The 21,295-nt window shown below is 39.1% G+C and carries 19 protein-coding genes; 3 read left to right on the forward strand and 16 right to left on the reverse strand.

Going from position 1 to position 21,295, the window contains the following annotated elements; genetic code table 11:
• Positions 1-184 precede the first annotated feature (184 nt).
• On the reverse strand, positions 185-505 hold the full coding sequence (locus tag G7B20_RS08615) for a hypothetical protein (RefSeq protein ID WP_164110286.1): 321 nt from the start codon (positions 503-505) through the stop codon (positions 185-187).
• 399 nt (positions 506-904) lie between these two features.
• On the opposite strand from G7B20_RS08615, the gene G7B20_RS08620 reads away from it, so the two are divergent.
• Positions 905-2,536 (forward strand): ABC-F family ATP-binding cassette domain-containing protein, encoded by a 1,632-nt coding sequence (locus G7B20_RS08620; protein WP_164110288.1) that lies wholly within the window; start codon positions 905-907, stop codon positions 2,534-2,536.
• A 413-nt stretch (positions 2,537-2,949) separates the two neighbouring features.
• On the opposite strand, the gene G7B20_RS08625 is transcribed toward G7B20_RS08620, so the two are convergent.
• From G7B20_RS08625 to G7B20_RS08675, 11 genes are all read right to left on the reverse strand, one after another.
• Positions 2,950-3,237 carry a hypothetical protein gene (locus G7B20_RS08625; RefSeq protein WP_164110290.1) on the reverse strand — a complete coding sequence of 96 codons (288 nt, stop codon included), beginning with the start codon at positions 3,235-3,237 and terminating at the stop codon, positions 2,950-2,952.
• Between the two features lie 5 nt (positions 3,238-3,242).
• On the reverse strand, positions 3,243-3,806 hold the full coding sequence (locus tag G7B20_RS08630; protein WP_164110292.1) for a DUF1003 domain-containing protein: 564 nt from the start codon (positions 3,804-3,806) through the stop codon (positions 3,243-3,245).
• 129 nt (positions 3,807-3,935) lie between these two features.
• On the reverse strand, positions 3,936-4,565 hold the full coding sequence (locus G7B20_RS08635) for a gluconate 2-dehydrogenase subunit 3 family protein (RefSeq protein WP_164110294.1): 630 nt from the start codon (positions 4,563-4,565) through the stop codon (positions 3,936-3,938).
• Positions 4,566-4,575: 10 nt separating this feature from the next.
• Positions 4,576-6,000 (reverse strand): Gfo/Idh/MocA family protein, encoded by a 1,425-nt coding sequence (locus G7B20_RS08640; RefSeq protein WP_164110296.1) that lies wholly within the window; start codon positions 5,998-6,000, stop codon positions 4,576-4,578.
• A 21-nt stretch (positions 6,001-6,021) separates the two neighbouring features.
• Positions 6,022-7,710, reverse strand: a complete 1,689-nt coding sequence (locus G7B20_RS08645; protein WP_164110298.1) for a GMC oxidoreductase — start codon at positions 7,708-7,710, stop codon at positions 6,022-6,024.
• 43 nt (positions 7,711-7,753) lie between these two features.
• Positions 7,754-9,001: a nucleoside permease gene (locus tag G7B20_RS08650; protein WP_164110300.1), complete on the reverse strand. Its 1,248-nt coding sequence runs from the start codon at positions 8,999-9,001 to the stop codon at positions 7,754-7,756.
• A 127-nt stretch (positions 9,002-9,128) separates the two neighbouring features.
• Positions 9,129-10,046 (reverse strand): hydroxypyruvate isomerase family protein, encoded by a 918-nt coding sequence (locus G7B20_RS08655; protein WP_164110302.1) that lies wholly within the window; start codon positions 10,044-10,046, stop codon positions 9,129-9,131.
• 31 nt (positions 10,047-10,077) lie between these two features.
• Entirely contained in the window at positions 10,078-11,109 is a 1,032-nt protein-coding gene (locus G7B20_RS08660; protein ID WP_164110304.1) for an FAD:protein FMN transferase, read from the reverse strand.
• Positions 11,110-11,119: 10 nt separating this feature from the next.
• Positions 11,120-12,433, reverse strand: a complete 1,314-nt coding sequence (locus G7B20_RS08665; protein WP_164110306.1) for a Gfo/Idh/MocA family protein — start codon at positions 12,431-12,433, stop codon at positions 11,120-11,122.
• A 34-nt stretch (positions 12,434-12,467) separates the two neighbouring features.
• Positions 12,468-13,436, reverse strand: coding sequence for a formylglycine-generating enzyme family protein (locus G7B20_RS08670; RefSeq protein WP_164110308.1), 969 nt, complete (start codon positions 13,434-13,436; stop codon positions 12,468-12,470).
• Positions 13,437-13,533: 97 nt separating this feature from the next.
• A complete protein-coding gene (locus tag G7B20_RS08675) occupies positions 13,534-14,448 on the reverse strand; it encodes an AEC family transporter (RefSeq protein ID WP_164110310.1) in 915 nt (304 codons plus the stop codon).
• Positions 14,449-14,519: 71 nt separating this feature from the next.
• On the opposite strand from G7B20_RS08675, the gene G7B20_RS08680 reads away from it, so the two are divergent.
• A complete protein-coding gene (locus G7B20_RS08680) occupies positions 14,520-15,653 on the forward strand; it encodes an acyloxyacyl hydrolase (protein ID WP_240452738.1) in 1,134 nt (377 codons plus the stop codon).
• 23 nt (positions 15,654-15,676) lie between these two features.
• On the opposite strand, the gene G7B20_RS08685 is transcribed toward G7B20_RS08680, so the two are convergent.
• From G7B20_RS08685 to G7B20_RS08700, 4 genes are all read right to left on the reverse strand, one after another.
• Positions 15,677-16,291, reverse strand: coding sequence for a hypothetical protein (locus G7B20_RS08685; RefSeq protein ID WP_164110312.1), 615 nt, complete (start codon positions 16,289-16,291; stop codon positions 15,677-15,679).
• The gene (locus G7B20_RS08690; protein ID WP_240452739.1) at positions 16,288-17,046 is read right to left on the reverse strand and encodes a hypothetical protein; all 759 of its coding nucleotides are present in this window, start codon (positions 17,044-17,046) and stop codon (positions 16,288-16,290) included. The genes G7B20_RS08685 and G7B20_RS08690 overlap by 4 nt, the downstream gene beginning before the upstream one ends.
• A gap of 112 nt (positions 17,047-17,158) precedes the next feature.
• A complete protein-coding gene (locus tag G7B20_RS08695; RefSeq protein ID WP_164110589.1) occupies positions 17,159-18,034 on the reverse strand; it encodes an OmpA family protein in 876 nt (291 codons plus the stop codon).
• Between the two features lie 82 nt (positions 18,035-18,116).
• Entirely contained in the window at positions 18,117-19,151 is a 1,035-nt protein-coding gene (locus tag G7B20_RS08700) for a quinone-dependent dihydroorotate dehydrogenase (protein ID WP_164110314.1), read from the reverse strand.
• 204 nt (positions 19,152-19,355) lie between these two features.
• On the opposite strand from G7B20_RS08700, the gene G7B20_RS08705 reads away from it, so the two are divergent.
• The gene (locus G7B20_RS08705; RefSeq protein WP_164110316.1) at positions 19,356-21,272 is read left to right on the forward strand and encodes an ABC-F family ATP-binding cassette domain-containing protein; all 1,917 of its coding nucleotides are present in this window, start codon (positions 19,356-19,358) and stop codon (positions 21,270-21,272) included.
• Positions 21,273-21,295: the final 23 nt, after the last annotated feature.

Consider the following 21,295-nt stretch of genomic DNA (forward strand, 5'->3'; position numbering starts at 1 on the left):
GTCTTTTACATACATTTGTATTTTTATCTAGATGATCTATACAAGTTGTCAAAGTTCTAGATGAGAAAGGTCCAGTAGTACTTTTCAAGATTGGAAAAAGGGAATACGCTGACAAAAAAGGTCGAAATGCCACTCCAGTAAAATTATGTATTAGATAGCTTCGTAAAATTGCTTAATGTGGCTATTACTTCATCATAAAGAGATCGTGATTCTTAAGTATACCTGCGTCCTTATAATAGTATACAGCATTACCCACCTCACCATTCCACTCGAGTTTCTCAGAATTAATCTCTAAACGTATTTTACTTTCAGAATCTCCATTTTCCACCACAAAAAGGTCTAAAATATATCTTCTATCCGCTTTAAATGATCCCTTTTCTTTAGCGACTATGTTAAATTGGAGAAATCTCTGTCTACTGTCCATTGTCTTTATAAAGTAATCCTGTTCCAATAAAAACGACTGGAGATGCTCAAAAGCCTCATCAACTTGCATAGCTGATATCATCAAATAAGGAATTTTCGTCTGTGCTTTAGAAGAGCAAACAAACATTAAAAGCTAAGCTGTAAAAACAGTCCTTAAAGAATTTAAAGAATCACGCATAACAAAAATTGACACTCAAACATATTAAATACACCAAAAATAACCAAGTTATAAAACCTCCCAAAAATGACACTATCTACCGCAGGAGTAATATATAAGAGAAAATATCGTAACAATATCAATCAAGATCCTTGTCTTTATCACAAACCATCGGGTTGTACTTACAACCTATTGACGATAAAACCAACTCTTAAAATACAGCTTCGAAAACATGTATGAATCTCTATCAACTATCTCCAATCTGATGATTTACATCTAACATCTAAATGCTATCTTTGCAACTTATTTTAATATCGGTTTATAGTGATCAATGTAAATAATGTCTCTGTATCATTTGGAGGCACAACTCTTTTTAGTGACGTATCATTTTCAATCAATGAAAATGATAAAATCGCACTCATGGGCAAAAATGGTGCAGGTAAATCCACCCTTTTAAAAATTATTGCCGGGGCTGGTAAACCTACGTCTGGTAATATATCAGGACCTAAGGATGCCGTTATCGCGTACTTACCGCAACACCTACTCACCCAAGATAATATGACTGTCTTCGAAGAGACCTCAAAAGCCTTCGAAGAAGTATACCAGATGCGTGACGAATTAGAAATGCTCAATGAACAGCTGAACGTACGCACCGATTATGAAACTGACGATTACATGAAGCTAATCGAACGGGTGTCCGAACTAAGTGAAAAATTCTACTCTATAGAAGAGACAAACTACGATGCCGAAGTTGAAAAAGTTCTCAAAGGATTAGGTTTCGAACGTACAGATTTTACGCGTCAGACCTCCGAATTCTCTGGAGGATGGCGCATGCGCATCGAGTTAGCTAAAATTTTGTTAAAAAAACCAGACTTAATCCTTCTCGATGAGCCGACCAACCATATGGATATCGAGAGTATTCAATGGTTGGAGGAATTCTTGATCAATTCAGCCAAAGCAGTTATTGTCATCTCCCACGATAGAGCATTTGTAGACAATATTACCAACCGTACCATTGAAGTTACGATGGGACGTATCTACGACTACAAAGCTAAATATAGCCATTATCTCGAACTCCGTAAAGACAGACGCTTACATCAGCTAAAAGCATACGAAGAGCAGCAACGCTTTATAGCGGACAACCAAGAGTTTATTGACCGCTTTAGAGGAACCTATTCCAAAACGCTCCAGGTACAGTCCCGTGTTAAAATGTTGGAAAAACTGGAAATAATCGAGATAGACGAGTTAGACACCTCGGCTCTACGTTTAAAATTTCCTCCCTCGCCCCGTTCGGGACAATACCCTGTGATGGTTGAAGACCTAACTAAAAAATACGGTGACCATGTCGTATTTGAAAAGGCAGCGATGGTTATCGAACGTGGTGAAAAGGTCGCCTTTGTGGGTAAAAATGGAGAAGGAAAATCAACTATGATCAAAGCTATCATGGGTGAGATTGATTTTGAAGGATCCTTGAAGGTAGGACATAATGCTAAAATAGGCTACTTCGCCCAAAATCAAGCAGCTTTACTCGACGAAGAATTAACGGTATTTGAAACCATAGACCAGATTGCAATAGGCGATGTTCGCGTCAAAATAAAAGACATGCTCGGTGCATTTATGTTCAGCGGTGACGACACAACAAAAAAAGTTAAGGTGCTTTCTGGAGGCGAAAAAACCAGACTTGCGATGATCAAGCTCTTGTTGGAGCCTGTCAATGTCTTAATTCTCGATGAGCCAACCAACCATTTGGACATGAAAACCAAAGATATAATAAAAGATGCGCTTCAAGATTTTGATGGAACGCTTATCTTAGTATCTCACGACAGAGATTTTTTGGATGGACTGGCAACTAAAGTTTTTGAATTTGGGAATAAACGCGTCAGAGAACATTTCGAAGACATCAAAGGTTTCTTGGAATACAAAAAAATGAATAGCCTAAAGGACATAGAGCGCTAACCCTATTTCCACTTATCCCATATATTTGACCACTTATCAACACATTTGATACAGTGGTCAAACTTTTTTTAATCTCTCTTCCCTTAACAAACATCTTTACGAAAAATGTAAAGATACTGTACAAACTCATTCAACTTATCCTATCCTATATTCTACTATTTTGCCTATTTACATTTCAATTAAAAGCCGATAGCACCACAAATTCTGTAAATCCTATTCAACTAAAAGTAGTATCTCCAACTCGCTATAAACCTTTTTTAATAGCTGGAGGATTGATTGGTTATGGTGTAGCCCGACAGGCTATTCCAGCGCTGCATCAATTGGATAAAAATCAAGAAATATGCCGACAGAAAATTTCCTCGACATACACATTGACGATTTCATCGAATATACCAATGCTAGCACTATATGCTTTAGATATCACTGGATTGCAAACAAAACACAGTATAGTCGAATGTACTCAACTCCACAAAAACAAAGACAGTCCTGTATCCCCTGTTTTTATAAAGGGTTTGAGGTAATAACAGATTACAAAGAAGATACGTGGATAAGATAAAAGCGCCAAGAGGAACCATCACAGAAATAGCTTTCGAAAATAGATCATGTTGACGATAATCACTTACCGCCCAGATTACTGTAGCAATAACCAACCATAGCAAAGAAAACAGCGTATTAAAATCCTTGAATCTATTGTTCATCATAGATGTTAACTACGCAACTTACGTTCTAACTTCTCTACTTTATTACACAACTCCTTTATAAGCTTATATTGCTCTTTCTGAGACTCATATAATCCTTTAATCTGTTCCTCAAGCAGAACATCTATTTTTTGGTGAAGACTTCGTATTTCTAATTCTGCTTTTAGATTTACCAAGTAGTCGTTTTCCCCCCGCATTCGATCTTTCTCCTCTTGCCTATTCTGGCTCATCATAATAATCGGAGCTTGTAACGCTGCAATACAAGAAAGAACAAGGTTCATCAAAATATAAGGGTAAGGATCAAATTGATCGTCTTTCAGCGCTAATGTATTGTAAGCAATCCAAACCACGAGAATAAAGACAAAAAGGATAATAAAGCGCCAACTTCCACCAAATTGTGCGACTTTATCTGATATACGTTGCCCACGGCTTAGAACCTCTTTCGGAGGATGGACCAATCGATCCACAATCAAAGCCTCCTCCATCATAGTCTCTTTGACTATCTCATGGAGTCTACGCACATTATCATTATTTCTCTCAATAATAGCATCAAGTTCTTTACGACTGTTCATTCCCGATCCCCTATTAAATATAAAATTGATGAATACTTTCGATTTCACTAGCTAAAGATAATAATTTAACACAAAAAAATAGGGCGCAGTCTATTAAACTGCACCCTATTTTTAGCAACTCGCTTAACATTAAGCGAAGGCTTTATCTCCTTTTTTGTACGGAAATTCGCCGTCGTATTTACCAGGTATCTTAACGTAACGCAGGGCCTTTGTACATCCAATTTCCGAATTAAAAAAACCTGTAAGTGTTAATTGTTTGAACATAGTAAACCAATGTGGTGGATCATTCTCTTCCGAGTGATAAAGCTCATTTTGTTTGACCTTGTTTTTCTCACGGATCGCCTTTTGATCTTCCGACTGCTTTTTATTAAACTCACCAGCCTCTTTATCAAGTACGGCGGCTAATGCTGTACGATCTCCAATAGATAACTCTGCAAAAGGTTTCCCTTTAACTTCTTTAGCTTTACTATCCAACGAAGTAAATCCTTCCATAAATGCCTTTTGTTGCTTCTCCGTATAGCAGTCTCTTACCATAACTGGAATAAAACTACCTACTCCGGCTTCTTTTGCCCCTGGAGTAGACGTTGGCGGTAAAATAGCATCAGCCAAATCACCAAGTCGTTCAATAATATCTTTTTCAAAAAGACCTGCTACATCTTTTGACGCAGGCCGTGTACAGCCCTCTAAAAACAGATTAGCTCCAATTACTGAGCCTCCTAAAATCATGGCTACACGCTGTAATGCTTCTCTTCTATTCATCTCTTTGTATTTAAAAGGTGTAATTTACTTCCCAACCTGATCTATATGTACGTTTTACAAACTGATTCGCTTCATCAAAGTTTGTTACGCGCATATTGTCATTGTCCCAAAGCAATTTCAAACTTCGACCAGGATATTTATTATCTATTTTTAAATCAGCACCGCGAATAGCAAGGTTCGCCATCAATAATGCTTCCGTTAAAGGTCCCGCAATCTCAAAAGGTGACGACATCTCCATATTACCATAACCTGCAATACAGCCTTCTACCCATTGCGCCCAATGCCCATTAGCACCATTAGGTACCCGTTGATATTTCTCAGTAACTTTTTTATGTTGTTTCGTTGTCGGTAATAAGCGAGGATTAGCAGCATACGTATCTGCCAATACTTTTCCTTTTTTACCAATGATCAGGATACCATTACCACCATCGCCAAACTTCTCATTTGCACCTAATTCATCTGGACGAGGAGGTTGTATCCCACCATCCATCCAATGTACTTTCACATCTCCCTTGGTTTTAGCGGTCTTCGGAAAAGTCATCGTCACTGCACTCGATGGAGGACAAGACTCAGGAAAATAGCCCCGTTTGAACTCATCTACATATACAGAGCCTACACTGGCCTGAACATCTTTAACGTACTGAAGACCATAAATGCTGAATGGGGCCTCTAGGTTATGACATCCCATATCTCCCAATGCTCCCGTACCATAGGGCCACCAACCTCTCCAATTGAAAGGCACCAATTTATCGAAATAGTCGGTATATGGAGCAGTTCCCAGCCATTTCTCCCAGTCTAAAGTGGAAGGCACAGAAGCCTTCTGAGTGGGCCATGCTATACCTTGGGGCCATACAGGTCTGTCTGTCCAAGCATAAATTTCAACCAAGTCACCAATAAGTCCCGCGTCGATCCATTCCCGCATCTGACGGACTCCGTCTCCTGACGCTCCTTGGTTGCCCATCTGTGTAACGACCTTATATTTCTTCGCCGCATGAGTCAAAGCCCTTGCTTCCCACACGTCATGGGCCAATGGTTTCTGAACATAAACATGCTTGCCCAGTTGCATCGCTGACAAAGCTTGGATAGCATGGTTGTGATCGGGTGTAGACACCGAAACAGCATCGATATGTTGTTGCTCTTTATCTAACATCTCTCTAAAATCCGTATAAAACTTAGCCTTAGGAAACTTCTCAACAGAACCTTTAGCGCGCGCTTTGTCTACGTCACATAAGTAGGCAATATTAGCTTTATTACTTTTAAAGATATTATTTACATCAGCTCCCCCCATACCACCAACACCAATTGATGCAACCTGCAACATATCGCTAGGCGCGCGAAATCCGCTACCACCTAGCACATGTCGTGGAACTATAGTGATTCCGGCAGCAGCAACAGCTGCCTTTTTTATAAAATCTCTTCTACTCTCGTTGTTCATAATATATTTTTTATCAGTATACTATAAGTTTCCTTTCTTAAGCTCAGCAACAGCAAAATCCACCGCACGAGCTGTCAATGCCATATAGGTCAATGATGGATTGACACAGCCTGCAGACGTCATAGCCGCCCCGTCAGTAACGAACACGTTTAATGCATCCCACACTTGGTTGTTGCCGTTTAATACCGATGTTTTCGGATCTCTACCCATACGGGCAGTTCCCATCTCATGGATCCCCTGACCTAATCCATACACATTATCATACGTATTCACATCCTTCACTCCGATACTTTCCAGCATCTCTTTCATCTCATTCTGCATATCTCCACGCATCTTGATCTCATTATCTTTGATTTCCGCATCGATAGCTAATGTAGGTAATCCCCACTTATCCTTATTATCCTTATCTAGTTTAATATGATTTTCGTGGTAAGGAAGCATCTCACCAAAAGCACCAAAACCTACACTCCAAGAACCAGGTTCACATATAGCATCCTTCCATGTTCCGCCTACAGCCTCTTCTTCTACAGAACCAGAGAAACGACCTCTTCCGGCAGCACCTTGATAACCAAAACCGCGCACGTATTCACGCTGTTTTGTGTCGCCTTCCACATTCACGAAACGAGGCACATATAAGCCTGTAGGACGTCGTCCAAAAATATATTTGTCTTCATAACCTTCCACAGTACCTCCTGCACCACAACGGAAATGATGATCCATCAAGTTGTGTCCCAACTCGCCACTACTGCTACCTAATCCACCTTCCCAAACATCTGTAGCCGAATTCATCAACACCCAGGTAGAATTCATTGCGGAAGCACATACAAAAACAATTTTCGCATAGTATTCATACGTTTGATTTGTCTCCGCATCTAAGATTTCAACCCCTTTCGCTTTCTTCGTATCTTTATCGTAAATGATTTTAGTAACAATAGAAAAAGGTCTTAATGTAAGGTTTCCAGTCTTCACAGCCGCAGGAAGCGTAGCCGATTGCGTACTAAAATAAGCCCCAAAGTTACATCCTAACCAACATTGATTTTGAAACTGACAATTGACACGCCCCTCATGAGGAACTGTAATATTAGCGGTACGTCCCATGATGAAATGACGCTTGCCACCATATTGCTGCTTTAAGCGAGCCGCTAGATCTTTCTCAACAATGTTCATCGGCATAGCCGGCATATAATCTCCATCTGGCAATGAAGGAACACCATCCCGACTACCTGAAATACCCGCAAATTTTTCCGCATAGCTATACCAAGGCGCAATATCTTTATAACGGATGGGCCAATCTACACCATGTCCATCTTTTAAGTTTGCTTCGAAATCCAGATCTCCCAAACGATAAGATTGTCTTCCCCACATCAATGAACGACCTCCGACATGATAACCTCTATACCAGTCAAATCGCTTAATCTCCGTATAAGGGCTCTCTTTTTCGTTTACCCAATAATCGAGATTTTTTTCGTTTAATGGATAGTCACGCTTTAACACCGGATGATCTGCAATCATCTCTTGGGTTCTTCCACCAGCATGAGCAAACTCCCATGGGTGTTTGTTTGCAGCCACATAATCTTTAACGTGTTCGATATTGCGTCCACGCTCCAACATAATAGTTTTAAGCCCTTTTTCAGTCAACTCCTTCGCTGCCCATCCACCACTTATACCTGAACCTATTACTATCGCATCATATGTATTATTTTCTACCATGACATTTCAATATTTTATTAACAAATTCGCTCTCTTTTACTAACTAAACTTCACGCGTTGTCCCTACTTTCTCGTCTTTAAAGAACAACATAAAAATGATCATTACAACAAAAGCAATACCTGCAGGAATAATCCAGGTCTGCTGCCAAAAAGCCATAACATCAGTATTTTGTAATCCTTTGTACATCTCCCCGACATAACCAGCCACCCAAAATCCAATAAGCTGCCCTATACCATAAGTAGCCAACGTTATCAGGCCTTGTGCAGCACTTTTATACTTCGCTCCTGCCTTACTATCCGTATAAATCTGTCCAGACACAAAAAAGAAATCATAACAGATACCATGCAAAGCAATTCCTAAAATTAACATGTAGGACAGCTCATCTGCATTTCCGTAAGCAAATAACAGATAACGCAATGCCCAAGCCAACATCCCCACAAGAATTGTCTTCTTAAATCCAAACCTTGTAAAGAATAAAGGCAAAAGCAACAAAAAGCCTACTTCCGAAATTTGGCCAATGGTCATCTTTCCTGTAGGATTCTCTAATCCGATTTGATCTAAAAACGGATTAGCATTTTGATAATAGAAAGCTAAAGGAATGCATATCAATATAGAAGCAATAAAGAAAATCAAAAAATTCTTATCTTTTAATAATTTGATTGCATCCAATCCAATGATTGAGGCAAAAGAAGGCTTTTCACCAGCCGACACTTTAACCGGAGGTGTTTTGGGTAAAAAAAACGAAAACAGCCCAAGTACAAGAGAAGCAACTCCCGCCATTAGAAATGTGTTTTTCAACGCCCCTTGGCCTGAAGCATCAGCACTATCCCATTTAAACAAATAGCTGATAGACAACCCAGCAACGATCCAACCTATAGTACCCCAGATACGAATAGCTGAAAACTCTTTCTCAGGATTAGACAACTGTCTAAACGAAACCGAATTAACCAAAGATAGTGTCGGCATATACAAAATCATATACGACAATACGTAAGGATAAAAAACAGTCACATCGGAAGATTGATACATCTGATACATCAAGACTGCACCTATTACATGTAATATCCCCAGTATTCTCTCCGCATTGAAGTATCTATCCGCAATCATCCCAATAATAAAGGGAGCAATAATAGCTCCGAGCGATTGTGTAGAAAAGACATTCGCTATCTCAAATTGGCTTGCGTTCAAGTTTTTGATTAGAAATGTCCCTAATGTAACAAACCATGCTCCCCAAATAAAAAATTCGAGAAACATCATAAACGATAGTTTAACTTTCGTAGTTGAATTCATAAGTTTATAATTATTTCATGAGCTCGCAAGCTCGGTTTGATTTTTAGCTGTCATATGGAATATCCAAACTAAACTCATCGCTGTTTGTGTAGCCTGTACTGTACGGATATTTCATAGATTTAAGTAATTAGAAATTATCGACCTCCCTATAAGCCTTAACTAAAGCATCCTCACCTTCTTTCCCTCCTTTGGACATACCATGCTCCATTCCCACGATGCCTTTGTACCCCTTATTATAGAGCCATTTAAACACATTTTTATAATTGATTTCTCCCGTCGTTGGTTCCCTACGACCAGGATTATCGCCTACCTGTATATAAGCAATCTCACGCCAACATTGATCCATCAGGTTAATCAAATTACCTTCATTTTTTTGCTGGTGATAAGCATCATACAAAATCTTACAGGATGGGCTATTAACAGCTTTACATATTTCATAGGCCTGATCTGTAAAGCGTAAAAATAAATCAGGAGTATCACTTAGGGGCTCCAAAACCATGGTGATACCGTGTGGTTCCAATAGTTCAGCTCCTCGTTTCAGTCCCTCTATTACATTCGCAGTCTGCACGCCGAGAGGAAGACGACGTTCATAATCACCCGGCACTACAGTAATCCATTTTGCATTAACCCGCTTGGCGACTTCAATAGACTCGCGGCAACCTTTTAAAAAGATATCTACATGTTCTTGCTTACCTGCTGCAAGAGTATTCGCCCCATTACCACCTTTAGGCACAACAAAAACGCCCATACGCATACCCAGCTTCGCTAGAAGCGTTCCAATTTTCACCTGTTCATCAGGAGTCCTTCCGACCATCCCGTTATCCTCAATACTACGGAATCCAAGATCATGCATATACTTTATTTCATCAAGAAAGTTCTTTCCTACGCTTGAAGTAAACATCCCCTGATGTGGCGCATAGTCAAGTTTGAAAGTGGTTATCACGCCATTTTTCACATCCTCTGTCGAAGCATTCGAAACAAAAGGAGCAAACAGGCTACTGCCAGCTATCAATCCAGAATTTCTCAAAAAATCAGATCTTTTCATTATTTAATTACAAGGTTTATTCGTTGATTAATTAATAAATATAGTTATTAAATCCCGAGCTTTGCAACTCTTTAAAAGTATTCCCATCAAAATAAACTATATACACCTCTATACCCTTACGCTTATTAGCAAATTCAATAGCTTCATGTGGAGACATGCTCATGAAATAATTGTCCAATGCATCGGCCTCCATAGCCGTCTTAGCAATCACAGTCGCACTCACAACAGTACTTTCTAAGGGCTGCCCTGTAAGTGGATTCATATGATGTGATATCATCTTTCCTCCAATATTACGCTGACGCTCGTAAGTGCCCGAACTGGTAATTGCATTATTATTTAATCTTACCTTAAGGATCTGTCCGTCGCTGATCCCATCAGGCCTGTATATCTCCACTAGAAATGCGCCATTAGGTTTAGCCCCCAGAGACCTAATCTCACCTCCCAACTCAACCAAAAAGTTTTTTACCCCCCTGCTTTTCAAATATTCAGCAACAACATCAACAGAGTACCCCTGCGCAATACCATTCAAATCTATTGACACATTCGGCTCGAGTTTCATCAAACGATTACCTTTAACCCGCAATTTATTCATGCCGATAATCTGTCGTACACTATCGATCTCCCTTAGGTTTGGAGCCGCCCTAGGCCCATCCGCGCCGAATCCCCAAAGCTGAACCAATGGATAGACCGTAACATCAAAATAACCGGAAGTTTCTTTATAGGTTTTCATACTGGCATCTATAACCTTTTTCATATGCCTGTCCATAACAACCTGCGATGTACCCGGCTTGTTAAACTGACAAATCGTAGAAGACATATCATACAAAGACATAGAATGATCGATTATACGCAGAATATTATCGATTTCACTTTTAGGGACTTCCTTATCTGCATAATATTTAATTTGATAGGTAGTTCCCTGTGCCTTACCAGATAATACATAGGGATGCTGCGCATATACACAACACCCCCACGAAAAAAAAATTATAGAAAAAAAATATCCACAGATATAAACATACCTTGAAAAACACAATAGCAGTCTGTGGATATTTAAAAAAGCCATTTACAATAGTCTATATATAGATCTGTGTATTAATTCCAGGTACAGCAACTGGATATAAACCATTTTCGTCTGGAAGAGGCTTCGGAAGAGCATCCCAAGCATAGCGATCTGGCATAATATTGATATTAGATTGAATAGCCTGATCCCATTTAATCACTTTTCCTGTATAGCATGCTAAACGTCCAATAATACCTGTCAACGTACTGTATGCCCCATATTCCGCATTATCAAATTTGTACTCGCCATTAGCAATAGCTGCAAATAACTCAACATGCTCCTGACGGTAGGGATTAGGATTCCCTTTAGCATCGTGACGGTATATTTCATTTCCTTTAGCATCCCATAAAACAGCTTGATTACCTGCTGACAAATACACTCGACCTTTCGTTCCTTGGAAAGTTTCATCGACACGGTTATGTGTACCTTCATAGTGGCGACATTGGCTATACACGACAGAACCATCATCGTATGTCATTTCAATAGCAAAGTTATCATAAATCTCACCATAGTCTTTACCTGTACGATGTGCTTGTGATCCCGTCCCTTCAATAGATACCGGATACTTACCCTTCACCCAATTTGCAATATCAATATTATGTACGTGCTGCTCTACGATATGATCACCACACAACCAGTTAAAATAATACCAGTTACGCATCTGATATTCCATTTCAGTCTGTGTTGGTTTACGCGGACGAACCCATACACCACCACTATTCCAATAAACCTGACCAGCCACTACATCGCCGATAGCACCGTCTTGAATACGCTTTATAGCTTCACGATAATTTGTCTGATAGCGACGTTGAAGACCTACTACTACATTTAACTTTTTACGCTTTGCTTCGGCAGCTACTTCGAGGACCTTACGGATACCAGGGATGTCTACAGCCACAGGTTTCTCCATAAACACGTGCTTACCAGCCTTTATTGCCTCTTCAAAATGCATCGGACGAAATCCTGGAGGAGTGGTCAAAATTACCACATCTGCATCTTTGATAGCTAACTTATAAGCGTCAAATCCAACGTATTTACGACTGTCAGGCACATCCATTTTAGCTGCATATTTCTTCTGTAAATTGGTATAGGCAGAATCCAGATTATCCTTAAACGCATCCGCCATAGCTACGATTTTGATATTCTGGCCTGACTCCAAAGCATCGACAGTAGCACCGGTCCCTCGACCACCACAACCAATTAACGCTACTTTGATAACATCAGTCCCTGCCGCAAATATAGAGCTAACGGGAGCAGCACTCATAGCAGCCCCTCCTGCAATAATTGAAGTAGACTTTATAAAATCTCTCCTATTGAAACTATTCATAGTTTTAACTATTTATAACTGGTAAATAAAATTACTAAAAATCTTCTATCGGAGCTTTATCATAATAGCTCATAATCTCTTCGTGAGAAGGTACTTTTACAGGACGCACCAGACGCATACCTACAAAAGGCGCTTCTGGAAACCACCAGTTCGACTTAGGCATCTGAGGATCCAACTGCTTCCATAGCGGATCAGAAGCCGATCTCGCAGAAGAACGTAAATCCTTTACTTCACTATTAAACGAACCGCCTCGTACCGCATGTGGATACAATTCAGTCGGCACCACTACAGGATTGTCGGACACTTTGCCAGAACGCGTCTTATACGTATCCGCTAGATATTGATCGTAGGTCCATTCTGAAACATTACCTAACATATCAAACAGTCCAAATGCATTCGGCTTTTTCTCACCAACTTTATGCGTATGCTCACCACTATTCTGTCCATACCAAGCATAATCTCCGATTTTGGAAGACTCCTGACCAAAGAAATAATCTTCTTTTGATCCTGCCCGACATGCATATTCCCACTCCGCCTCTGTAGGTAATCTATAAAAAATACCGGTACGTTTATAAAGCCATTTACAAAACTGAATCGCATTGTAATGTGTCATTGCCAAAGCGGGATGACCTTCTTTGCCCATACCGAATGTCATATCTAAATAAGGTTTGGTAGGCCGAGTCACCGCATCGACATCCGTCGGAACAATCCCTTCAGTCTGCTTCGACTGTTCGTAATCCTTGTAAAGAAAAGGTTCGTAGATATCCCATGTAACCTCATAAGTACTCATCCAAAATGGAGCTATCTTAACCTGATGCACAGGTTGTTCTTCCGGATGAGCGGAATTATTACTTCCCATATCGAAAGTTCCGCCAGGTATGGCTTGCATCGAAAACGAAAGCGAGGTGCCTTTTATTTCTTGAGTGTAGTTTTTGTGGTCCTTATTTTGAGCTACAACGATGGTACCGCTGAAAATAAGAAATGCAGAAAAAAGTATCTTCATATGTATCACAAGGGGTTTATAAGCTAATTGTCTTTAATCTTTTAATAAAGGTAAAAGTAAAATCAAATTATAAACCCAATTCTCTATAACATTTATGTTACAGAAGTGTAATAATTACACTATGCCATAAAAATGAAAGAATTAGCCCTAGTAAAATACTCACACCAATAATTGTATTCGCTAGTTTGGAATTAAGACCAAAATTCTGAATAACAATACCTGAGGCGACCAAACTTGGCATAGCCATTTCGAAAACCGAAACCTGAAAAAACACGCCTTTCCACCCCATCACAAAAGCAATCAAAAGTGCTACCGCCGGAGCAAATAGTAATTTATAAAATAACGAGAGACTTATTGCTTTCATTTCTTTATGTACACGCTGAAAATGTAGCTGCAAGCCTATTGAAAACAAGGCTAAAGGACTTACGGTGGCTGCTAGACTAGAAAAAAAAACTTCAAAATACATCTGCTGTAATACCTCTTGGAACACTAATGCAATCACCGCAGCTAGAAATGGAGGAAATGTTATTATCCGTCTCAAAATAAGCTGCCATTTCTGATTCGAATTAAGCCTCAGGGTTCTCGTGTTTGTCGCCAAAAGCACAGCAAAAGAAGAAAGCACGAAAAAAGTAGCTTGGTCACTAACCACACCGACCTTCAATTGCTCGCTACCAAAAAAACTGATGATAAGCGGAAAACCCACAAAAGAGGTGTTACTCAATCCCGATACAATAATAAGAGTGGTGAGTGTTCTGGATGAAAAACCGATTCTGTACTGGAGGATCTGGAAAAACAAATACGAGAGTCCAAAAATAAAAAACGGCAATAAAGCCGTAAAAAGATAGCCTAAATTCCAATCAATCTTCGGAATATACAAAAGTGCAATAGCGGGCAATCCAACATAGATAATCCAGTTATTAACAATCTTGTAACTATCTCTCGAGGCTAATTTAAAGCGACGAAACAGAAAACCTACAAAAAGACAAATAACTATAATGAAAAAGTTAACCATTCAGTTCGGGATTAGTTATAATTTGATAAATTTGCCCAAATTTATAACTTGATATTTAATTATCCATCATCTTGAAAACTAAATTCCTCGTCATCCTCTTAGCGCTATTTCTACAAGCAAACTTTTTATGGGCTCTAACAGATACATTGACAACTACCCCCATCAAGAATTCATTGATAATAGAAGCCGAAATTGAAAACGGAGGAATCTTGGCGACGGGAGACTTAAAAAACACAACTTTTAAAGACGCTTATTACAATGGCTTCAATCTTAAAGTCGGATGGAAAATGATTGCCAAAAGTGACCAGTATTTCAAACTGTATAACAATCCAATATATGGAATAGGTTTTTACAGCAGTACATTCAATAATGATATCGTAGGAAGCCCATATGCGGTATATGGTTTTGTCCAAACACCCTTTGGTAATATTAATAATGAAAAATGGTCTTTTGATTACCGCATTGGTTTAGGACTGTCAGGCAATTTCAAACCTTACCACCCAGAAAAAAACCCTTTAAATCTAGCTATTGCAACCAAAAACAATGTTTATATAGACTTTGGAATTCGTAGTCAATACAAATTGTCCCAAAAATTTAAAGCCGGGGTAGGTTTATCCTTCCACCACTTTTCCAACGGAGCGTTAAAGCTACCCAACAAAGGGGTGAATCTGTTTCCATTAACGGCCTCCATCACATACCAACCCGACGGAAAATCCTATAAAAAAGACACCAGTAGCTTGGAGCCTTACCCAAAGAAAATACTCTACCACATAAATATCGGAGCGGGCCTAAAACAAGTTGCCCGGAATATGGATCAAAAGTTTTTTAAATCCACACTCAGCATGTATGCGAGTAAACACGTAAGTTACAAATGGAGAATTGGAGGTGGTGTAGATATTTTCTATTCGGGTTCCGGAAACAACGAGGAGATCGCTGAGGACAAGACCGGGAAACTTAGTGCAAAACTATCAGGAGGGCCCGCCTTCTATTTAGTGCACGTTTTAAATAACGACTTGGTACTTAATGGAAATGTAGGCTACTACATTCATAATCAATCTTTCAACGGTGAAATAAATCGAATATTCCTAAGAGCAGGATTCCGTTACTACGTTTACAAGAATATTAATGCGGGAATATCCATCAAAGCCCACAAAGGCAAAGCTGATTTTATAGAGTGGACACTAGGTTATACATTTAATAGATAATGTATAACCTAGCCCATACTCAATTATAGCTTATCAAGGCCTTTTTCAACAGCCTTACTTATACTTTTACCAAAATCTTTATCAACAGTGATATAACCCGGATAAAAGACATTTGTATTGCCGATCCTGATAGAAGGCTTTATTTTAAGTGCAAAGAAGCCATTACTTTTTCTAGTAAAAATATCATTCAGTACCTTGTCAAAGCCCTGTTCCTTCGCTACACCAAAGATATTGGCCGAAAAACTCAAAGGAACTACCATACTCTGACCATTAGACAGGTTTATATTTTCATTTACAGAACCTTCAAACAAAGGCTTTCCGCCCATCTCAATAATATACTTAAATTCATTGATCTTAGTTACCGTAGTGGTCGGGTTACTAATTTTCAGATTCACCCTAGCCTCCAAGGGAAGATCTTGACGTAACAGTGCCATCGCAATCCCTGGAAGACTTGCCAAAGAAGCTCCTCCACCTGCCTGATAAGAATTAATATCCCGTCCAGCCAACCGTATCTGGTCAACCGACTCTACACTATAATTAAATTTACTCAACGCCTCCACTTGAGCCTTTTGGTTTATGGCGCAGCTCGACAAGATTAATACGGATAGCGACAAAAACACTATTTTAAATTTATTCATTTTTTACTTTTTAATTTCCCAAAGTTATACACTATTCCCAATGTAAAAATAGAATTTCCTGCTTTTAGATAAGAATTATTTACAAACCCAACATTAAAGCCCGTGGTGTACTGAAGTTGTAACCCATCTACCAACTCCATACGTGTAAAAAACACAGGTTCAATAAAAATATTATCTTCTTTCATGCTTTCAACTCCATTGATCCAAAAATCTGTCATACCTATCCGACTGGCCCGGATAGCTGTCCCATAATTCAACTCTCTCTTAGCACCAAATAAATTCATCTTTCTCTTTGTCGTAGATGAATAATTTACCTGAAGAAATACTTTGTCAAAATCCATCTTTCGTGACTCCACAACATCATATCCGTGAATAGATGCGCGCTTATCCGTTTCTCTAGAATTCCCTAAACCATATCCACCATAAATTTCTAAAACCTGCCTTTTAGATTTTCCGATTTGCGTAAAATATCCCACTGCACCTTCAGCCAACCATTGCCTAAAGTGGGTATTTGAATTTGAACCATTATTAACTGTCGACGCATTTCCGATTGCGGCAACATGATCACTGAGAGCTACTCCCGCCGTTCCAGAAATATTCCCCTTCAGATTGGCATGGGCGGACAAATATCCCTCACCCTGTCCTCTAAACATAGGAGTTGCAGGTACGTTGGGCATATAAATGGAACTACACCCAACGAAGATTAAAGTAACAAGCAGAATCAGAACAGGTACTACACGATGAATCTTGAACATAACCTGCACTACCTAAACAATCATGCCAATTTTTACAAAACACTGCTCTTATAAAGCATAAAAAAGTCCTTGAAACATTTTTCAAGGACTTTTTTATCTCTATATTACGAGCTTAATTAGAAGGAACTTCCTCCGTTTCTGGCGCTTTATCAATCAGTTCCATAAACTGATCTAATTTTGGGGTGATAATTATTTGCGTACGTCTATTTCTAGCTTTACCATTCGCTGTCGTATTATCTGCAATTGGATTATACTCTCCACGACCTCCTGCAGTCAAACGCTTCGGATCTACTCCATAGGAATTTTGCAAAGCCTGTACAACAGAAGAAGCTCGTAATGTACTCAAATCCCAATTATTACGGATATTTGGTTTAGAAATAGGATCTGTATCCGTATTACCTTCAATCAATACATCGTAATCTTTGTAATCTTGAATAATCTTTGCAATCTTACTCAATGTTTCTCCTGCTTTATCCGACACCTCATAGCTACCTGATTTGTAAAGCATATTGTCTGACAAGGAAATATAAACTACACCTTTCAATACCTGTACGTCAACATCCTTAAGTTCTTCTCGACTTAAAGACCGTGTCAGATTGTTTGTCAGAACCATATTAAGCGAATCACTTTTGTTTTTCGTATTAACTAGATGCTGTATGTACTTATTGGATGCGTTAATCTCATCCACCAGCTTAGAAATGTTAACATTTCCTTGAGAGTTTTGAGCAATACTGTTATCCAATGTAGCTTGCAACTTAGCATATGCTTCTTTGAGAGAAGCATTATTCTTACGTTCATACTCCAACTGATCTTCCAAACTCTTGATCTTAGCACGACTTTCAGTAAGATCCATTTGTCCTTTTTGATACAGTTCTGCGAGATCTTTATGCTGGGTTTCTAAGGCCAAATATTTTTTATTACTTACACAGCTACTCATTACAATCCCACCCAATAATATCGTAATTGGCAAAATGCGTTTCTTATACATCATATTTCTATAAATTTATTAAATACAAGATAGCAAATAAAGTGCCTTAGCTTTGTTACAAATAGTAAAAAAATAGATTATCCTATTTTCCCCCTTGAAGGATATGTTTACAAATATCGCCCACCAAGGCCGGGCCTTCATAGATAAAACCAGTATAAATTTGAATCAAAGAAGCTCCAGCATTAAGTTTTTCGAGCGCATCTGCGCCAGAGTGTATCCCCCCTACACCTATAATAGGAAAGGCTTGATTCGACTTCTGTGACAAGTAACGAATAACTTCAGTAGACCGATTAGTCAAAGGCTTTCCACTCACACCACCAGCTTCATTCAGTAATTTAGGATCACTCTTCAGGCCGGCACGAGAAATCGTAGTATTAGTCGCAATAACCCCCGCAATTTTCGTTTCATTAACAATCTCTACGATATCATCCAATTGGCTATCCGTCAAATCTGGCGCTATCTTTAATAGAATCGGTTTAGGTTTAGGTTTTCCCAAGTTAAGCTGTTGTAGCGTATCCAAAATTCGCATTAATGGCTCCTTTTCCTGTAGATCACGTAGCCCAGGCGTATTCGGAGAACTAACATTTACAACAAAATAGTCCACATAATCATACAATGCATGGAAACAATAAATATAATCGTTCACGGCCTCTTCATTCGGCGTGACTTTATTTTTCCCAATATTACCACCGATTATGACTCCCTCCCTATCTTTTAAATGTTTCAATCGACCAGCAGCCACATCAGCTCCCTGATTATTGAATCCCATCCTATTTATTAGCGCCTCATCGTTAACTAATCTAAACATCCGGGGTTTATCATTGCCTGGCTGAGGTTTCGGAGTTACCGTCCCGATCTCAATAAAGCCAAAACCAAACCTGGCCATATCCTCAATATATTCAGCATTCTTATCGAAGCCAGCAGCCAATCCTACAGGGTTTTTAAATTTAAGTCCAAAAACCTCACGCTCTAAACGAGGATCAGACACACTATAAATAGATTTAAGCAAAGCTTTGGCTCCCCAAATCTTTGAAAAAGTCTTAAGTCCTCCAGTCACTGTGTAGTGCGCCTTTTCAGGATTCATCGAAAAGAAAATTGGCTTTACAAATTTATACATGATATTTTATAAAAGTCGTTGAAGATAATTCACCAAATAGAGAACTAAAACCGCATTTGGCATATCTCTACAAAGGTAGAAAAGAAGCAGAAATAATCACTACTTTTGCTATCGAAATATCCAAAGCTCGCGTTATACAATACGAAAGAACTAAAATTTAGATATTCCGTGTGACTTTTAAAAGTCAAATAGTACACATACGAAATGATATCAATAAACAATTTAACATTTGAAATAGGCTCTCGAGCGTTATACGACGAGGCCAACTGGCATATTAAACCAGGAGACAAAGTGGGCTTAATCGGGGCAAACGGCGCCGGAAAGTCTACTTTATTGCGATTGATTGTCGGGCAATATACCCCAACATCAGGAAGCATTTCTATGGCTAAAGATCTAAAGATAGGCTACTTAAATCAAGATTTACTATCATATCATTCGGACAAAAGCATCTTACATGTAGCGATGGAGGCATTCGAGCGTCAAAATCAGTTGCATACAGAAATTGAAAAGCTACTTCATAAGCTAGAAACTGATTATTCAGATGACATCTTAAACAAGCTGAGTGATAAACAAATGGAATTTGAAGCATTAGACGGCTACAGCATTGAGTTTCGTGCACACGAAATCCTTGCCGGTCTTGGCTTCTCCGAAGAAGAACAAAAACGCCCATTAGCGACCTTTTCAGGAGGCTGGCGTATGCGCGTCATGCTCGCTCGTATTTTATTACAAACTCCTGATATTCTGTTGTTAGACGAACCTACAAACCATATGGACTTACCCTCTATTAAATGGCTCGAAGGGTACCTACAGGCTTTTGAAGGGGCGATTGTTATTGTTTCGCATGACAGGTATTTTCTAGATCGTATTATCAAAAAAACCGTAGAATCAAGAAAAGGTAAGTTGACCCTCTATGCTGGCAACTACTCCTTTTACCTGGAGGAGAAAGCGCTACGCAGCGAAATACAGGCCGGCCAGTTTAAAAATCAGCAAGCAAAGATTAAACAGGAAGAACGCCTAATTGAACGCTTTAGAGCCAAAGCTTCTAAAGCGAAGATGGCACAGTCTCGGATTAAAGCTTTGGACCGCATGGAACGCGTAGAAGATGTTGATGATGATAATCCTACGGTCAATTTCAAATTTAAATTTTCAAAACCCTCTGGTCGCCACGTGGTCACCTTGCAGAATGTATCAAAATCTTACCCCAATTTAGAAATACTCCGCAACACAGATGGTATTATTGAAAAGGGCGATAAGATTGCGCTCATCGGTGCCAATGGAAAAGGAAAATCAACCTTGCTTCGCATCGTCGCCGGTGCAGATAACGATTTTGAGGGAAAATCCGAACACGGACATAATGTCTCACAAACATTTTTCGCCCAACATCAGCTCGAAGCATTACATCTAGAAAACAGCATTATTGCCGAAATGCAAGCTTTCGCACCTAAACATACAGAAACAGAATTACGCTCCATACTTGGTTGTTTTCTCTTTACAGGTGATGATGCCTTCAAAAAGATAAAAGTACTATCCGGTGGAGAAAAATCACGTGTAGCATTAGCAAAGGCTTTAACTGCTGATGCCAACTTCTTGGCCTTGGATGAGCCAACGAATCATTTGGACATGCAATCGGTCAATATTCTAATTCAAGCGCTTCAGCAATTCGAAGGCACTTTAATTGTCGTATCACACGATCGATATTTTTTAGACCATGTCGCCAATAAGATATGGTATATTGAAGATAAGCAAATAAAAGAATACCCTGGCACTTACCAAGAATATGAAGATTGGAATGCGAAACGAGTAATCAAACCCGCAGAGAAATCAGTCGTAAAAAAGATTGAAGAAGAACCAAAGAAAACAAAAACTTCGATTCCTTCTGACGACAAATTCAAATTAATAAGCAAAAAAAACAAAGAGCTTGCTGTCTTAGAACAAAAAGTAGCAGACAAAGAAGTTCAAGTTAAATCGCTCGAACTAGAATTGGCTAATGAAGAAGTATACGCTGATGAAATAAAATTGCGAGAATCCACGCGTAATTACAATTCAGCAAAAGCAGAGTTAGAACAACTGCAGACAGAATGGGAAAAGGTAGCTGAAGAAATAATCGAACTAGAAAACTAAGATTATCCTTCATGTTTATCCTT

It is taken from the genome of Sphingobacterium sp. xlx-96 (assembly GCF_011007365.1).
Taxonomy (GTDB): domain Bacteria; phylum Bacteroidota; class Bacteroidia; order Sphingobacteriales; family Sphingobacteriaceae; genus Sphingobacterium; species Sphingobacterium luzhongxinii.

Bases quoted from the DNA above. Each gene is read 5' to 3' on its own strand.
- G7B20_RS08615 (WP_164110286.1), bottom strand. From the start codon at position 505: ATGATATCAGCTATGCAAGTTGATGAGGCTTTTGAGCATCTCCAGTCG.
- G7B20_RS08625 (WP_164110290.1), bottom strand. From the start codon at position 3,237: ATGATGAACAATAGATTCAAGGATTTTAATACGCTGTTTTCTTTGCTA.
- G7B20_RS08630 (WP_164110292.1), bottom strand. From the start codon at position 3,806: ATGAACAGTCGTAAAGAACTTGATGCTATTATTGAGAGAAATAATGAT.
- G7B20_RS08635 (WP_164110294.1), bottom strand. From the start codon at position 4,565: ATGAATAGAAGAGAAGCATTACAGCGTGTAGCCATGATTTTAGGAGGC.
- G7B20_RS08640 (WP_164110296.1), bottom strand. From the start codon at position 6,000: ATGAACAACGAGAGTAGAAGAGATTTTATAAAAAAGGCAGCTGTTGCT.
- G7B20_RS08645 (WP_164110298.1), bottom strand. From the start codon at position 7,710: ATGGTAGAAAATAATACATATGATGCGATAGTAATAGGTTCAGGTATA.
- G7B20_RS08650 (WP_164110300.1), bottom strand. From the start codon at position 9,001: ATGAATTCAACTACGAAAGTTAAACTATCGTTTATGATGTTTCTCGAA.
- G7B20_RS08655 (WP_164110302.1), bottom strand. From the start codon at position 10,046: ATGAAAAGATCTGATTTTTTGAGAAATTCTGGATTGATAGCTGGCAGT.
- G7B20_RS08660 (WP_164110304.1), bottom strand. From the start codon at position 11,109: ATGGCTTTTTTAAATATCCACAGACTGCTATTGTGTTTTTCAAGGTAT.
- G7B20_RS08665 (WP_164110306.1), bottom strand. From the start codon at position 12,433: ATGAATAGTTTCAATAGGAGAGATTTTATAAAGTCTACTTCAATTATT.
- G7B20_RS08670 (WP_164110308.1), bottom strand. From the start codon at position 13,436: ATGAAGATACTTTTTTCTGCATTTCTTATTTTCAGCGGTACCATCGTT.
- G7B20_RS08675 (WP_164110310.1), bottom strand. From the start codon at position 14,448: ATGGTTAACTTTTTCATTATAGTTATTTGTCTTTTTGTAGGTTTTCTG.
- G7B20_RS08685 (WP_164110312.1), bottom strand. From the start codon at position 16,291: ATGAATAAATTTAAAATAGTGTTTTTGTCGCTATCCGTATTAATCTTG.
- G7B20_RS08690 (WP_240452739.1), bottom strand. From the start codon at position 17,046: ATGTTCAAGATTCATCGTGTAGTACCTGTTCTGATTCTGCTTGTTACT.
- G7B20_RS08695 (WP_164110589.1), bottom strand. From the start codon at position 18,034: ATGTATAAGAAACGCATTTTGCCAATTACGATATTATTGGGTGGGATT.
- G7B20_RS08700 (WP_164110314.1), bottom strand. From the start codon at position 19,151: ATGTATAAATTTGTAAAGCCAATTTTCTTTTCGATGAATCCTGAAAAG.
- G7B20_RS08705 (WP_164110316.1), top strand. From the start codon at position 19,356: ATGATATCAATAAACAATTTAACATTTGAAATAGGCTCTCGAGCGTTA.